This is a genomic window from Rahnella inusitata (assembly GCF_965118895.1).
GTDB lineage: Bacteria > Pseudomonadota > Gammaproteobacteria > Enterobacterales > Enterobacteriaceae > Rahnella > Rahnella inusitata_A.
This window is the reverse complement of the sequence record NZ_CBCPJJ010000014.1, coordinates 313,675-329,471: the sequence shown is the minus strand read 5'-3', so window position 1 is coordinate 329,471 and position 15,797 is coordinate 313,675. Positions and strand designations below refer to the sequence as shown.

Annotated in this window: 8 protein-coding genes; 4 read left to right on the top strand and 4 right to left on the bottom strand. The window is 52.3% G+C overall.

All coding sequences use genetic code 11. The features are described from left to right. Together envZ and ompR are read right to left on the bottom strand one after the other, a co-directional pair. Nucleotides 1-826: two-component system sensor histidine kinase EnvZ (gene envZ / locus ACMHLI_RS14890; protein WP_413530139.1), on the bottom strand; the 826-nt coding region annotated here is incomplete at its 3' end. Next, entirely contained in the window at nucleotides 823-1,542 is a 720-nt protein-coding gene (gene ompR, locus ACMHLI_RS14885; protein ID WP_009635740.1) for a two-component system response regulator OmpR, read from the bottom strand. The genes ompR and envZ, both read right to left, overlap by 4 nt. A 658-nt stretch (nucleotides 1,543-2,200) precedes the next feature. On the opposite strand from ompR, the gene ACMHLI_RS14880 reads away from it, so the two are divergent. The 4 genes from ACMHLI_RS14880 to ACMHLI_RS14865 all read left to right on the top strand — a co-directional run bounded on the left by ACMHLI_RS14880 (nucleotide 2,201) and on the right by ACMHLI_RS14865 (nucleotide 7,220). Next, nucleotides 2,201-2,755 (top strand): fimbrial protein, encoded by a 555-nt coding sequence (locus tag ACMHLI_RS14880; protein ID WP_413530138.1) that lies wholly within the window; start codon nucleotides 2,201-2,203, stop codon nucleotides 2,753-2,755. 94 nt (nucleotides 2,756-2,849) lie between these two features. Further along, the gene (locus tag ACMHLI_RS14875; RefSeq protein ID WP_413530137.1) at nucleotides 2,850-3,536 is read left to right on the top strand and encodes a molecular chaperone; all 687 of its coding nucleotides are present in this window, start codon (nucleotides 2,850-2,852) and stop codon (nucleotides 3,534-3,536) included. Between the two features lie 133 nt (nucleotides 3,537-3,669). Further along, the gene (locus ACMHLI_RS14870) at nucleotides 3,670-6,117 is read left to right on the top strand and encodes a fimbria/pilus outer membrane usher protein (protein ID WP_413530136.1); all 2,448 of its coding nucleotides are present in this window, start codon (nucleotides 3,670-3,672) and stop codon (nucleotides 6,115-6,117) included. A gap of 11 nt (nucleotides 6,118-6,128) precedes the next feature. Further along, the gene (locus tag ACMHLI_RS14865) at nucleotides 6,129-7,220 is read left to right on the top strand and encodes a fimbrial protein (protein ID WP_413530135.1); all 1,092 of its coding nucleotides are present in this window, start codon (nucleotides 6,129-6,131) and stop codon (nucleotides 7,218-7,220) included. A 54-nt stretch (nucleotides 7,221-7,274) separates the two neighbouring features. On the opposite strand, the gene pbpC is transcribed toward ACMHLI_RS14865, so the two are convergent. After that, a complete protein-coding gene (pbpC, locus tag ACMHLI_RS14860; protein WP_413530134.1) occupies nucleotides 7,275-9,644 on the bottom strand; it encodes a penicillin-binding protein 1C in 2,370 nt (789 codons plus the stop codon). A gap of 75 nt (nucleotides 9,645-9,719) precedes the next feature. After that, nucleotides 9,720-15,725, bottom strand: coding sequence for an MG2 domain-containing protein (locus ACMHLI_RS14855; protein ID WP_413530133.1), 6,006 nt, complete (start codon nucleotides 15,723-15,725; stop codon nucleotides 9,720-9,722). Nucleotides 15,726-15,797: the final 72 nt, after the last annotated feature.

Sequence of the window (15,797 nt, the reverse complement as noted above, 5' to 3'; positions counted from 1 at the left end):
CTTCAATGTCTTTATTGATCGACTCTGCAAGATACCCATCGCCGTCGCTCATCATTTCTGTGGCTAAACGGATGCGCGTCAGCGGGGTGCGTAAATCATGGCTGACACCCGCCATCAGTAAAGTGCGGTCATCGGCCAGCAGTTTTACACCGGCAGCCATCTGGTTGAAGGCTCGCGTTACCGAACGGACTTCAGACGCGCCGTATTCACGCAGCGGCGGAGGGATAATCCCTTTACCCACCTGCAACGCAGCGTGCTCAAGTTCCACAAGGGGTCGGTTCTGAATACGAATGAATAGCCATGCGCCGCCGATCGCCAGCAACATAATCGCGAGCGTATAGCGGAACAGCGGGGAAAAATCACCCTGATGGATTTCAGTAAGAGGAACGCGTACCCAGATGTCAGGCGATAGCCAGGTTTTCAGCCATACCACCGGCGTGTTTTTGTTTACTTCCACACGCACGTCAGTCGGCCCACCGAGCTGCTGGGCCATCTGCTGACTCAGAAATTCGTAGTGCTGCGCCCAGCGCAGACCGCTCTCCTCAGCCGCAGAGTTGGTATAGAGAGAGATGCCCAGTTCGCGATAAATCTCGCGACGAAACGCCGGTGGAACTGCCAGCAACGTGCCATCTTCCAGCTGCAAACGGTCTGTCATCAGCATACGGACTTCGTATGCCAGCACCTTATTGAACTGCTGCAGGCTCGGTAAGATGGCGAAGTTCAGCACCACCAGATAGGTCGTCACCAGGCTGACGAACAGCAAGGTGACGATTAATAACAGTGTTCGGGCAAACGAGCTACGCGGTGAAAAGCGTATTCGTCTCATGCCTTACTGCCGTCCGGGACGAAGACGTAGCCCAGACCCCAGACGGTCTGGATATAACGCGGATGCGCCGGATCTTCTTCTACCATGCGGCGCAGACGGGAAATCTGCACGTCGATAGAACGCTCCATTGCACTGTATTCACGGCCACGCGCCAGATTCATCAGCTTGTCACGGGACAGCGGTTCACGCGGATGGCTCACCAGCGCTTTCAGGACGGCGAACTCACCACTGGTCAGCGGCATAGGCTCATCTTCGCGGAACATCTCGCGGGTACCGAGGTTCAGTTTGAACTTACCGAACGAAATCACTGCTTCTTCCTGAGAAGGTGCGCCCGGCAACTCGTTGGCCTGGCGGCGCAACACGGCACGGATACGCGCCAGCAGTTCCCGTGGGTTGAATGGCTTAGGGATGTAGTCGTCGGCGCCAATTTCCAGGCCGACGATACGGTCAACTTCTTCACCTTTCGCCGTCACCATAATGATCGGCATCGGGTTGCTCTGGCTGCGCAGGCGGCGGCAGATAGATAAACCGTCTTCACCCGGCAACATCAAATCCAGCACCATCAGATGGAAGGATTCACGGGTCAGCAGGCGATCCATCTGCTCGGCATTCGCAACGCTGCGCACCTGGAAGCCCTGCTCTGTCAGATAACGTTCTAAAAGTGCGCGCAGACGCATGTCGTCATCGACAACCAGAATCTTGTGATTTTCTTGCATGTAACTCTCCCAAAGGCGTGAATGCCTGAAGCTTCTATTGTTAGAAATATGAGCCAAAACAGACAGCGTTTAATGGTATATATTCTAGTCGAAATTGTAACAATGAATACGGATTTCCTAATTTATCAACAATATCAGAGGAATCTACCGTCATCTAGGATTGGTTTGTTACGGTTTGTCGCGATCCCAGTTGGACATTTTTTACACACCCCCTGACCTCAACGGCTCAACACTCAACCATTACATTTCAATAGTTCATTGATAAAAAGAAATTTCAGAAACAAGATTAACTTAAAATAAACGAATAAATATAACTCTTTACTGCAGCCGCTGATATTTCAAGAAACTCACTTACCATAACTATTAAATTAAAATGTTTAATAAAAGGGAATTTGTAACGTCCACCCCCGATTAAATCATTTAACCAAAACACCAAATAATCATCTGGGTGAATTAAAAAATAACGAATGATCATTTAAATGAATATAAAAATCCCGGCTTTATAAAGCTAACGTGATAATGATCGATACACACTATTCAATGTGTAAAACAGTTGATAGAATCCGCGTTCACAGGAATTTGATTAGTATCACGAATATATTAATCAAGCGTGCCTGTGACTAAACTCTTGATTTTTTATTTCAGAATGGACGCGAAAATGAAAACGACATACAAGCTCATAGTAAGTGGGTTACTGCTGGCATTAGCCGGTAACAGTTATGCGATAGATGGAAGAATAAATTTTCACGGTGAGATTATAAAAACCGCTTGTATCATTAATGGTGGTAATGATGTTGAAGTTGAATTAGGCACCTATTCTGCGGCACAATTCCGCGAGATTAATGATACGTCACCCAATATTCCTTTTACTCTGCCACTGGCTAACTGCCCTGTTGCAAAGGTGCAAAATGACCCCATCCCGCACTTTCGTGTGTGGCTGGAAGCTGAAGCGGTAGACGCAACACATCCAAATTTAGTGAAATTAGGAAATAGTTTTGGCGATACTATGGCCGACGGTGTAGGGATTCAGATTCTGGATGCCGCAACAAAAGACGTGATGCTTCTCAATACATTACCAACCATAACTTACGACATCAACAGCGCTACGATGAACGTCAATCTGCTGGCGAATTATCAGTCCTACAAAACCCCTGATCTGATCACTGCAGGTCCGGCTGATGCAAGCGTCAATGTAACGCTCGATTACCGTTAAGCCACTCCTCAGAGGCAGGCCCAGTAAAATGGGCCATTTTTCATTACCCGGGTAACGGAATATCTATCATTCATTACTGGATGCAATCATCTAAATGCGTAATATCATCAATTCAATCATTACATTTACTCTTCTGTTTTTTCTACCGATTCAGCTGAGCTATGGTGGCGGAATTCTTGTGGGCCGCACGCGGGTAATTTATGAAGCAAATAAAAAGGAAGCTTCATTACCCCTTAGTAATAAATCTGACAGTAAACCCTTTCTGATCCAATCATGGGTCGATAATGGTGATGGTAAAACACGCGGGCCTTTTGTCGTGACCCCACCGTTATTCAGGTTAAACGCTAATGAGGAGAATAATTTACGCATATCGTATACAGGTGGTGAACTGCCCAGGGAGAAAGAATCGATATTTTATATTAATGTCCGGGCTATACCTTCTACGCCGAAAAATGAATCAAACGAGTTACGACTCGTCATTAAGACAAGGATAAAACTTTTTTATCGCCCTGATAAATTACAAGGGAAAGCATTTGACGCTTACAAGTTACTGACTTTTTCACGCGTCAATGGTCATCTTATTATCAATAACCCCTCTCCTTATTACGTGGTATTCAGCTACCTGATCGTCGGTAACAGCATGCTTAAGGATACCGACATGATTGCACCAGGCAGTCAGCTCAACGTGACATTACCTGCGAACAATACCGGTAATACCGTTGAGTGGAGAGCAATCAACGACTACGGCGGAGATACCGAGCCGGAAAAGCGAGCGCTTTAGTTTGACCACGCGTTAATTCGCCATCAGGAAGATCAGGGAAGACGACTATGGGTAACGAAGCGCATACACAAATACCGGGAAACAGCACGTATGCTCCCCGTCAGCAGGGTAAAACCTTAGCGCCTGGGGTAAGTTGTATTTTTTTGTGATCACATTTCTTGTTCATTCAGTCCACGCTGAAGAAGTCTATTTCGATCCGAGATTATTGGAAAACAATGGTCAGGCAGCCGAAAATGTGGATCTTTCTGTCTTCGCACTAAGTGAAAAGGCGCAGGTTGCCGGTGTCTATAACACTGTAATTTACGTGAATCAGGAAAAAGCATTACAGCAAAACATCCGCTATGACCAAAAGTCTGACGGCTCTTTGAGCCCGGAAATCACTCCTGATTTGCTTCGTGCGTTGAATGTTCGCGTTGATGCCTTTCCGTCCCTGATGCAACACCCGCATGACGCACCACTTAACAACCTGACCTTATATATTCCGGCTGCGGATGCAAAGTTCGATTTCAACAGAATGCGTCTGGATTTCAGCATTCCACAAGCCGCTATGGAACGTAAAGCCAGTGGCTATGTTGACCCCAAAAAATGGGACGATGGCGTACCTGCTCTATTTTCTAACTACGCATTTTCGAGCTCACAGCGGAAGAATAAAAACGGCAGTGATGATTCCAGTCAGTATTTGAATCTGCAAAATGGCTTGAATCTGGGCGCATGGCGCCTTCGCAACTACAGCACATACAGTAACAGCGATGGCCAGCAAAGCTGGGATGCAATCTCGACTTATGCGCAACGGGATATTAAATCCCTCAAGTCTCAGTTGCTAATAGGCGAAAGCTCCACGCCGAGCGATCTCTTTCCCAGCCTGCAATTTACCGGTGTTCAATTGTCTTCCGACGACAATATGTTGCCCAACAGCCAGCGTGGCTTCGCACCCACCATTCGCGGCATTGCCAATTCCAATGCCGAAGTGACCATCAGACAAGACGGCTACATCATTTATCAAAGCTATGTCGCGCCGGGTGCGTTCGAAATTAATGACCTTTATCCTTCGTCTTACAGTGGTGATCTGGAAGTAACGGTTAAAGAAGCCGACGGCACGGAACGCAAATTTAACCAGCCCTTTTCTGCCGTACCCGTTATGCAGCGACCTGGGCGTTTGAAGTACAGCAGTACCGTTGGCCGCTATCGCTCGAACGATAGTGGCGATAAAGAACCGGAATTTGCACAGGGCACGGTGATCTACGGGGTTTCAAATGAAATAACCACCTATGCTGGCTTATTAGTGTCGCCTGATTATGTTTCGGGTCAGGCAGGGATGGGTTTCAGCCTGTTGGCCCTCGGTTCGGTATCTGTCGATGTGACTCAGGCTCAGACCCGACTGGACGACGACCAAAATAGCAGCGGTCAGTCCTATCGTTTTCAATACTCAAAAAATGTCGAAACAACGGACACTAACTTTTCCGTAGCCAGCTATCGCTATTCGACCAGCGGTTTCTACGATTTTGACGAAGCTAATCAGTCTCAGGACAATGCGTCTCAGGATGGACATAAACGCAGCAAATACCAGGCCAGTGTTAATCAGGCGCTATGGGAAGGGGCGAGTCTCTATTTATCGGCTTATCAGCAGGACTACTGGCGCAGCACCAACAAAGAGAAAAATATCTCCCTCGGCATGAACACCAGCTTGTACGGGATCAGTTACAACTTCTCTTACTCTTACAGCCAGATGGAAAATCAGGAGAACGATCAGCAGTTTGCACTGAATATGCGCGTTCCTTTGAGTCGATGGCTACCACAGAGCTGGGCGACATATAACGTCACGCATCAGAAAAATGGCGACACGCGCCAACAGGTTGGCCTCAGCGGGACTGCACTGGATGATTACCGGCTCAGCTATTCCCTTCAACAAAGCCATGCGGATCAGGGGGGTGGCGACAGCAGTAACCTGAATGCATCCTATCGCTCATCCTACGGCACAATGAATGCCGGTTATTACTACGACGATCATTCACAGCAAACCAGTTATGGCCTTGCAGGCGGCATTGTTGCCCATGAAAAAGGGGTCACGCTTTCTCAGCCGCTCGGCGACTCTTTTGCACTGATTGATACCAATGGCGCCAGCGGTGCACGGGTGCAAAATATTCCCGGCCTCAAAACAGACTGGCGAGGCTACGCCGTGGTGCCTTATCTCACTTCTTACACTGAAAATCGAATCGTGATTGATACCACCACATTGCCGGCAGATGTGGATGTTACAAATACTTCTGAACTGGTTATCCCTAATAAAGGCGCCATGGTCGTTGCACATTTCGACGCCCGTATTGGCGTTCGCGTATTGATTAAACTCACGCGTTCTGACGGATCTGTTGTGCCTTTCGGCGCTGTGGCGGTCAGCGAAGACCAGACATTAGAGAATATCGTCGATGATGGCGGGGTTCTGTATCTATCCGGCGTCAAAGTCGATCAACCCATCAGATTACACGTGAAATGGGGCACCAGCGTAAACCAGCAATGCAAAGCCAGCCTCAATCTCAGGCAAGCAGCAGCCTCTGTTCAATCCGTCACGAGCCCCTGTGTTTAAGGACATAAATAATGAAGAATAATGCCGGCAAAATATTTGGGATGGTGCTGATCATCCTGGGCGCGTGCGCTGCCCCGTGTTATGCGAGCACGGCTATTTGTGAACCCGCTACTGGCGGCGCTACCTCTTATGAAAACATGATTTTGCGTGATGTACGCAGCGACGAAAATTCGAGAGGTAATAGTTTCGAGGAGACACTCAATAGCAGTCAGCAAAATTATCAGATCACCTGTAACTGCTCAAATACCGATGCGGCGAGCGCTAATGGGGTGTTAATTATGTACAGCCTGCAAACATCTTTACCCCTCGGGCACACGACAAATTACTATAAAATTAATGATCACCTGGATGTCATGACCCAAATTGCTATTCCGAAAAATGACTATGTTACCGTGCCCACCGCCAAAGCAGTCAGTGATGGAACACATCACTGGGATAAAGAAAATACCGGCATCTGTCAGCAGCAAGCTTCGCAGGATAACCTGAACACGGGCTCGCAGGGGAAAGTGACATTTTACATCACTACGCCTTTCGTCGGCGAAATCACCATCCCGCGTACGGAAATTGCCCGCATTTACGCCTCTTCCGCCACGGTAACAACCACCGCACCACCGCTGGGCTCGCCCGTCGCCATTATTTATCTCAGTGGCACTCTGAGAGTACCGCAAAGTTGTGAAATCAATCAGGGGGAAATCATCGCAGTCAATTTCGGCGCTATTCAGGTAGGTAAATTCACTAAAAAAAACACCCCTCCGGATGACTACCGGCGCGTGACTTTCAATATCCTCTATGACTGTACGCAAAGCGGTCTGCCTATTATTCCTGCCAATAATAAACTGCTGATGACCCTCGATGGCCAGGACGTTCAGGATCAGTACTATCTGGTAGCCCGACGTCGTCCGTCCGATAATAAAGCAGATATAGGGATCGTCGTCGAAGATGCCGGTGGGACTTACGTGCCATTTGCACAAGGTATATTGCCGATGAATCAGAATGGGCTGGGGAAAATTACGCTGACGGCCTTTCCAATGAATTTGGTCGGCGGTGAACTGGATACCGGTGCTTTTGACGCCACTGCCACGCTGAAAGTCGATATTCGCTAATGAACGAATGATACAAAAGGCCGCGCAATCATTTCTTGCAGCGCGGCCTTAACCCTAATTCACAATCTCAATACTGATTAACCGGCTGTCCGCTCGTCCGCGATCGTCAACGGCGCGAATGCGGTACTGGCCGTTGTTGATCGGGCGCCAGTCGATGGCGGTTTTGCTGGCCGAGCTGCCAAGGTAGATGTCATCGACAAACCAGTACACCGTTTTGCTGTCAGCGTCGGTCACCGCATTGAAAGAAATCCGGTCACGACCCTGCTGGGATTGTCGCAGCGTATAAGTGGTATTTTTCAGCGGCGAGGTAATGCGCGGAGGATTGCCGCCGACATCAACGCCGTTATCTTTGCAACGGTTCACCGGCGGTTTACGCTTCGGCAGTCCGGCCTGCGCAAACACGTTCGCCAAGTCCGATGGCCAGAACTCGAACACTTCGATGCGGGTTTCGTCTTCATCAAAAGGCGGGCACGCCACGTCGCCGGTCAGTTTATCCAGCCGCACCGGGCGATAAACGGTGTCGACTTTGATCGGCGACTTGCCAGGAATGAACCAGGTTTTGCCTTTTTGCTGACACCACGGCGTGGGTAAATCACCGCTGGCGAGGCAGATATCCACTCGTTTTAGCTGTTTAGGGAACGGGCGTCTGGGTTCCTGTAACGCCGGATAGCTGGCACTGATACTGTCAATAATGTTGAAGAAAAGTGGCGCGGCAGCCTCAGCACCGACAAACACGTTGTTGCCCTTACTGTCGAAATTCCCCTCCCACACCACCAGTACGTAAGGGCCGAAAATCCCGACGCTCCACGCATCGCGAAATCCCCACGAAGTGCCGGTTTTCCAGTAGACCGGCAGCGAGGACGGCTGCTGCGCCAGCGTATCGCCGGGGCGGCGGTGCTGACGCAGCATGTCCAGCGTCATAAAGCTGGCTTCTTCGCTCAGCAGCCGGACCGGCGTAGTCGGACGAGGGTCGCTTTGCTGCATACGTAATGGTTGCAATACGCCACGATTAGCCAGCAGCGCGTACAGTTTTCCCAGCTCCTGCATCGTCACTTCGCCACCACCCAGTACCAGCGAGAGGCCATAGTGATTCTCACTGGACATGTTGGCGACGCCGGAAAGCCGCAGAAACTGATAGAACGATGGCTGGCGAAGCTGCGACGCGACGTACACCGCCGGAATGTTGCGGCTGAAATTCAGGGCATCGGTTGCGGTCACCGGCCCGAGAAAGCGCCGGTCGAAGTTCTCCGGCGCGTAAGCGCCAAACGCAGAAGGCACATCTTTCAGGATGGTCATCGGGTGCAGCACGCCCTGCTCCATTCCGAGTGCATAGATGAACGGCTTGAGCGCGGAACCCGGGGAGCGTTTGGCGTTGGTGCCGTTGACCTGCCCCTGAATACTGCGGTTGTAATAATCCGCCGATCCCATCAGCGCTCGCACGCCCATATCCCTTGTATCGACCAGCAGCACCGCCGCGTTCTGGATTCCACGGCTTTGATTGCGGGTAATAAACGCGTTCACCTGCCGTTCTATAAGCCGCTGCAAACCGGCGTCCAGCGTGGTATCGACGCGGTTATTCGTCTGGATTAACTGCTGATTTTGCTGGCGCAGCTGCTCGATAAAGTGCGGTGCGATATACGGCATTCGCTCGGGCTGACGCAGCGCCAGTGGCAGTTTAAACAGCGAAAGCTGGCTGCTATCGGTGGTGTACTGCGCCTGCCAGCGGACGAACAGACGGTTGCGCGCCTGCGTCAGCGCCGTGCCGAGCACGCCGGTTTTAGCATCAATACGAAAGCTCGGCGATTGAGGCAGCACCGCCAGCGTCAGCGCTTCCGGCAGCGTCAGGTCTTTCGGTACTTTGTCGAAATAGATCAGGCTGGCCGCGCCGATGCTCTCGATATTTCGACCATAAGGCGCGTAGTTTAGATAGGCTTCGAGAATGTCATGTTTGGAATAACTCAATTCCAGCTGCACTGCGCGCAAAACTTGCATGATTTTGCCCGACGGCGTGCGGGTATTGAGATGCCAGCGCATACGCGCCAGCTGCATGGTGATGGTGGAACCGCCCTGCATTTTGCCGCCCGCGACGTAGCTGCGCCAGAAACCGCGTATCAGGCTGAACGGATTGAAACCAGGATTGACGTAAAACCAGCGGTCTTCGTGCAGCAGCAAACCGTTGATCGCCAGCGGAGAAACCTGCTCCAGCGGCGTCCATAAACGGTAGCGGTCATCGTTGGCCAGCGTGATACGCATCAGCGTGCCCTGGCGGTCATAATAGACTGTGGAGAAAGGTTGCCCCTGCGAAAGCGGCGGATGCGGCCACAAACGGCAGGCCAGCACAATCAGCGCCAGTAAAAAGACGCCCATGGCAATGTTTTGCAGCAGGCGTTTCGCTGCTTTGAAAAATGCGGGAAAGGTAATCATCTGGCTACTCTGGAAAAGTTGCGCCCCGCGTTCAGAGGCGGGGCGCAGTCTTCAGTGAGTGTGTTGCACCCGCTGTTATTTATTGTCAGCCGCAGGCACGACAATCAGTTTTTTATCACTGACGGACAATGCCTGAACTTCGCGGTCATACATCGCCTCGCCATACGCTGGCGGGATCACAAAGCTGCCGGTGTTGGTGGCTTTGATCTGATACACAAACTCCTGCACGTCGGTACTGGCGCTGCCGTAAATGACCACGCGATCTTCGCGAATATCGCTGTAATCCGGCGCCCACGTCGAGCCCGATGCGGCCAGCGGCGACTGCCAGGATGCCGACGCATCGGCCTCACTGGTTTCGTTACTGCTGTCCGCTTCCGGTTCCGGTGGCGTCTGCTGTACCACTTCAAATCCACCCGGCAGCAAATCGACAATCGCCAGATTGCTCTGCCCTTCTTTCGAATTGGCGCGGACTTTCAGATGCACATTGATCTTCTGCCCCAGCGTCACCTGCGTGACCGCATTGCCTTTTTCATCGGTGTAATCACGGGTAATTTCCAGACCGCGCGAAATGGCTTTTTTCGGAGCCGCCAGATCGTAACCGGCCTGAGTGACCACATACCAGGCGGGCGCATCATTGCCGTTTTCGACCCGCAGCGCTTTCGCATCGGCGGTGAAATTGGCTTTGGCAAACAGCCCCTGAATGCTGGAAATCAACTGCGGTTCAACATTTTTGGTTTTGCTGATCTGCGTGATTTTTAGCGCATCCGGCGCCGTTGCCTGCGCCGCGACCTGTGCGGAATAACTCTCCAGCGCCAGAATACTCATCGCGGAGGAATACGTGGTGTAACGCTCTTCTTTCAGCGATTTGACCATGTTTTCCAGCACCTGCGGCGGAATAGCAGACACTTTTTCCGGGAAGTGGCGGGTGATCAGATACAGCCGCGTCGCGTCCTGTACCAGCGGGTCGAAGTAACTCTGCGTCCACCAGCCTTTGTCGTAAGCCTTGCTCAGCTGCTTCCACGTCGGTTGCAACAGCGTATTGGCTTCATCATCCATTTTCAGCATGCGGTAGGACGAGGCCAGATATAACGCGCTGAGATCGGTTTTCCACGTGTCAGGGTAGCGTTGTTGCAGCGTATCCTGCACCGAGGCCAGCGAACTGGTCGTGATTTCGCCCTGACGTGTCAGCAGATATACCGCCCACGCGCGCAGACGCAGGTTGTATAAATCGTCATTCTGATTTGCCGCCAGCACGCGCAGTGCCGCGTTGGCTTCTTCCAGCATTCCGGCCGGTAACGCCACGCCCGCGGCTTTAGCTTCCAGCAGATATTGCACCACGTAAGGCGTCACGAACGGATCGGTTTCCGGCGACGAGCGCCACAGGCCAATCGCGCCGCTGTCGTTCTGACGCGAGCGCAGGATAGCCAGCATGTCTTTCAGCTTTTTGCTGGTTCCGGCCTGACTCAGATTGCCTTTCATTTCCGGATGCAGACCTTCAAGGATCATCGGAATCGAACGGCTGACGATCTGCTCCGAACAGTAGTAAGGATAATCCGCCAGATATTGAGACAACCCGCTGGTCAGCACCAGTGGCGAATTTGACACCGCCGCCTTGCGCACCGCGTAGGCATCAAACATCTGACGCAGATTATCGACGTTCTGACTGCTGCCGCTCATGCGCCCCATAACAGACTGCGTACGGAATGGCATCGCCGGACGCACCGACGTACTGATCGTGCGGCGGCTGGTTTTATCGGCATAGGTCGCTTCAAATACCAGCGGCGCATCGCCTGGAACGGCGTTGGCACGCAGACGGAAGTTAATCACGCCCTCGCGTTTTTCCGCCAGCGACAGGTTCTGATCTGCTTTGCCGACCACTGCCAGCTGCGGCGGCACGCTAAGATGCACGGCGATCGCCACGCTCTTACCGTTCAGCCCTTCAAGGTTATTGCTTACGCCCACGCTGACGTCAAACTCATCGCCCGGCGCCACCATCGACGGCACGTTCGGCGTCATGATGAAGTTGTCACGCACGGTGGCAGAAGTTTGCGCTTTGCCGATTTTGTCCGGCGTGACGGAAATGGCCATCACGCGGATTTTGCCGTTGAAGTAATCCGGCACCTGATAATCGAACTGCTTTTCACCATTCACTTCGGTAATGCCAGACCAGTAGGCCACCGGCTTATCACGTTTACGTTTGAACGGATTGACGTTCAGATCCAGCCCTTCGCCGCCGTCACCTCCCGGTGCCGCAGCCAGCTGCATCAGCTTGCTAAATTCCGGCAGGATCAGGTCGAGGATTTGCGAGCTTTCCACGCCCAGCTCACGCTTGCGGAAGAAGTACTCCAGCGGATCTTTCAGACGATAACGCGCCACCTGCAGGATGCCTTCATCGACGGCAAACAGCGCCACCTGCTGCGGGCCGTCAGTCATGACCGTCATCGCCAGGTTTTCACCCGGTTTGATCACGTCAGGCGCCTCGACTTCCAGATAGTTTTGACGCGCTTTGGTGCTGATTTTAAACGGCATTACGCCATAACTCAGCGGGCTCATGAAGATTTCATCTGAATTCACATCACGCACAAACTGCACGTTGATGTAACCATTGCCTTCCATGCCCGCCGGAACGGTGATTTTCTGCACCGAACTGGTGGTATCAGTGTGGAACCACTGCCAGCTGTAGACTTTGTCTTTCTCGATGGTGATAAGACCGCTGCCGGTGTAAGGCGCATTGATCGACACTTCGATTTCATCGGCCGGCAGATATTCGCCCTGATTGAGTTTCAGCTTCAGCTCGGCGTTGCGGTCCAGCGAGCGGCTGAGGTTGGCGTTCCCGGCGACGCTATAACCGATGCGGTTCAGCACGTTACCCTGCGCATCTTCGACCACCAGCACGAAATCACCCGGTTTGTCGGTTGCCAGCGTCAGGTCATTGCCCTGCGCCGTCAGCGATAAAGGCTGTTCTGAAAGCTGCACTTCCTTCATTTTCGACTGGTATTTGTAAACGCCAGAATCCTGTTTGGTCAGTACAGAAATGTATTTCTGTTCGATCAGCGCCACTTTCAGCGCAGGCAGGGCGATTTGTTTTAGCGTCGGGTCAACGGCAATCACATTCAGATGACGCACCGCGCCGTGATTGATGTAACCCAGATCGCCATCCGGTTTTACACCGACCAGATAATCATACGGTGACACCAGCACCCGCGCGGTAGCTGACACTGAGCGTCCGCCACCGGCCACAAAGGCTTCCGACAGCAGTTGCAGCTGATAGGTCGCATCAGCGTACGATTTCAGATCCAGCGGAATCGTCGCGGCACCTTTTTCATCGGTAGTGCGGTCTTCCAGCTCCGTTTCGAAACCGTCGCTGTTCTGGCGATTTTCGTAGAACGCATATTCCGGGAACTGATCGAAGCTTGGATACATCGGGCGCAGCGTCAGTTTCGAGGTCACGCGATGATCCTGCGCAGGCGTACCGAACAGGTTTTGTACGTCAATATTGGCTTGTAATTCAGAAGGTTTGACCCAGCCTTGCTTACGTTCCGGCGTCAGCTGGAGTTTCACTTTCAGCTGGTCCGGCTCAAATTCCTTGACGTTCACCGAGGTGTGGCCGAGGAACGTCGAAGACTCATTATCTTTACCGATCAGATACAGATAGACGTTCCATTCACCGGTCGGCGAATTTTCGTCGGTGGTGTAACTCAGTTCGTTGAAACCACTGGCACCGAGCGTCAGCGGAAGGGTACTCATCAGCTTATCGCGCGGATCGTGAATTTCTGCACGCACCGGCACGCCCGCCAGACCATTGCTCCACTCGGCGGCACGAGTGATCAGACCGATATTGAATGTATCGCCCGGACGATAAACGCCGCGATCGGAGAACAGATAACTGCTCAGCGTGCGCGGGTCATTCGGAGTGATTTCGCCGTCGACGTCAAAACGTGAGAAGTCGAGGCCGCGATCGTTATCGCGATCGGCAGGCAGGAAGGAAACATCGCCCTCTTTTTCTACCAGGAACATCACCGGCTGACGTTCACTGGTGTAAACATCCAGCGCAGGGAATCGCACGTGGCCGTCGGCACCGGTGTTTTGAGTCAGCAGCGTGACGCCATTTTTCGCAATCACCGATACTTTGGCGTTACTGACCGGCGTACCGCTGTGAATCGACTGCACAAATACATCGCGGGTTTTATCCTGCGAACGCTTGGCAATAATCCCCAAATCGGTGACTACCACAAAGCGCGAATCACCGACCGGCGCTTCGTCCCCGCTCTGGTCGTCGTCCTGATACTGATTGCCATCGTCATCGGTGGCCGGTTTTTCTTCTTTCTTCTTCGGATCCCACTCCGACAGCGTCAGCAGGAATACGCCACGATGGGAGGCCGGATCGGTCGAAAGATAACGGGACAGATCGACGCCCTGATAATTCACTTCACCCGGCTTGTCGTTATTCACCGCCGTCTGATATTTGAAGTGCTCAGTAAAGTACTCGTCATTCAGACGGTTAAATTCCGCCGAAGAATACTGACGGCTTTTGAAGGAGACAATGTGTTGCAGCTGGCTTGGGATCACGCGCTTGATGTCCAGACGCATGCCCGGCACGTTGCGCGCCGCGACGCTGATTTGCTTATCACCGTTCACCGACAGCAGCGAACCCTGTGACATAAATTGCAGCGATTTCGGATAATCCGGTACCGCTACGATGCGGTAGACTTTTTCCGGCATTTTGTAGCCGCCGGAGGAGGTCAGCAAGTTGTCGATTTCCACCAGCATCGAACGGTGCGCAGGCGCATCGAAGCGGAAACTGAACTGCGGCTGATAATCGCTTTCGGCCTCATTAAGCTGAATGTTTAACGGCGTGGACTGCGCGAGCACGTTGTTTTCAACGCTTTGCACATCCCAGCTGGCGTAATCATCCGGGCCGGTCGCGGACTCTGAATCATTCGGATCATGCTGCGGCAGCAGCCAGACTTTCACCGCGCGGCGGATATCTTTGTCTTTCACCGCATCACTGAAGCCTAGGATCAGCGCACGCTGACCTTTCGAACCTTCGGCATCCACAACCTGCGCGCTGGCTTCGTTGACGGTCAGGCTGTAAAGCGTGGGCACGGAAACCCAGCCGTTACGCGCCTGTGTGGTGGTATTCGAGGCTACCGAGGCTTTCACACCCTCGCCTATCGTCACATGCACGGCACCGCCGTGATCGAGAGATTTCAGCGGTTCGGAATGCACCCAGGCATTGAGTTTTTTCTGGTCGTAGACCACGGAGTAATTCAGCGCGGACTCGGTTTTAGCGTTGCCTTCAGTCAGGGCGAGAGAAACCTGTTTCTCAAAGCTGGCAACGTCTACCGGTGCATTGAATTTGACGTTAAAAATCGCGCTGCGTTTCTGTGGATCCTGCGGGTCCTGATAGTACTCGGCCTCGCCCAGCTGATAATCAAACGCAGGCGCGGTAAATTCATACCTGGTCACCGCCAGTTTGATTTGCGGCGCTAGCAGCACGTCAGGGGTAAAATTCACTTCATATTTGGTGCCCATCGGCAGCGGATTTTTCGGCACGAAGGCTAACGTATAGCCGCTCAGCCATTTCCACTCGCCTTCGGCGGCAGGTTTCAGAGAAATCCCTTTTTCCACCACTTTGCCGACGTCAGTCAGCGGCGCGGCGGAATTTTTAAAGTAAAACGTCACCTGCTGCGGTGCCAGCTTTTGCGCGGCGTAGTTCACCGCTTCCGGGCCACTGACCCGTACGCTGGTTTCCTGATACACCATCGGTGCCGGTTCGATCGGCTGCGGACGGTTTAACCACCAGTGATAGCCGTAAACGGCCGCACCCGCGGCGCACAGCAATACCAAAATTGTCAGGCTGATGGCTTTCGGGTGTTTATCTACCCCGCCTTCCATGCGCGCAAAACTGCGCCTCAGTCCGCCGGACATTGCCGTCCACCAGACCGGCGCACGCCAGTCGATGTTGCCGACAACAGGTTTAATGACGCGACCGAGCAGACCGAAAATAAAGGCCAATGCGCGCAGGACGCCTTTTATCAATGTAAAAGGCAAACGCAGTAAAAATTTGAGTAAATCCATTTGTAGCTGTACCCCTAATCCCTGTGACCCGTTACCAGAAGTGATTTTTTGATAAAATTATTATGTATTCAA

Excerpts from the sequence above, each read along its gene's own strand:
- ACMHLI_RS14875 (WP_413530137.1), top strand. The coding sequence starts at position 2,850 with ATGCGTAATATCATCAATTCAATCATTACATTTACTCTTCTGTTTTTT.
- ACMHLI_RS14865 (WP_413530135.1), top strand. The coding sequence starts at position 6,129 with ATGAAGAATAATGCCGGCAAAATATTTGGGATGGTGCTGATCATCCTG.
- pbpC (WP_413530134.1), bottom strand. The coding sequence starts at position 9,644 with ATGATTACCTTTCCCGCATTTTTCAAAGCAGCGAAACGCCTGCTGCAA.
- ACMHLI_RS14880 (WP_413530138.1), top strand. The coding sequence starts at position 2,201 with ATGAAAACGACATACAAGCTCATAGTAAGTGGGTTACTGCTGGCATTA.
- ACMHLI_RS14855 (WP_413530133.1), bottom strand. The coding sequence starts at position 15,725 with ATGGATTTACTCAAATTTTTACTGCGTTTGCCTTTTACATTGATAAAA.
- ompR (WP_009635740.1), bottom strand. The coding sequence starts at position 1,542 with ATGCAAGAAAATCACAAGATTCTGGTTGTCGATGACGACATGCGTCTG.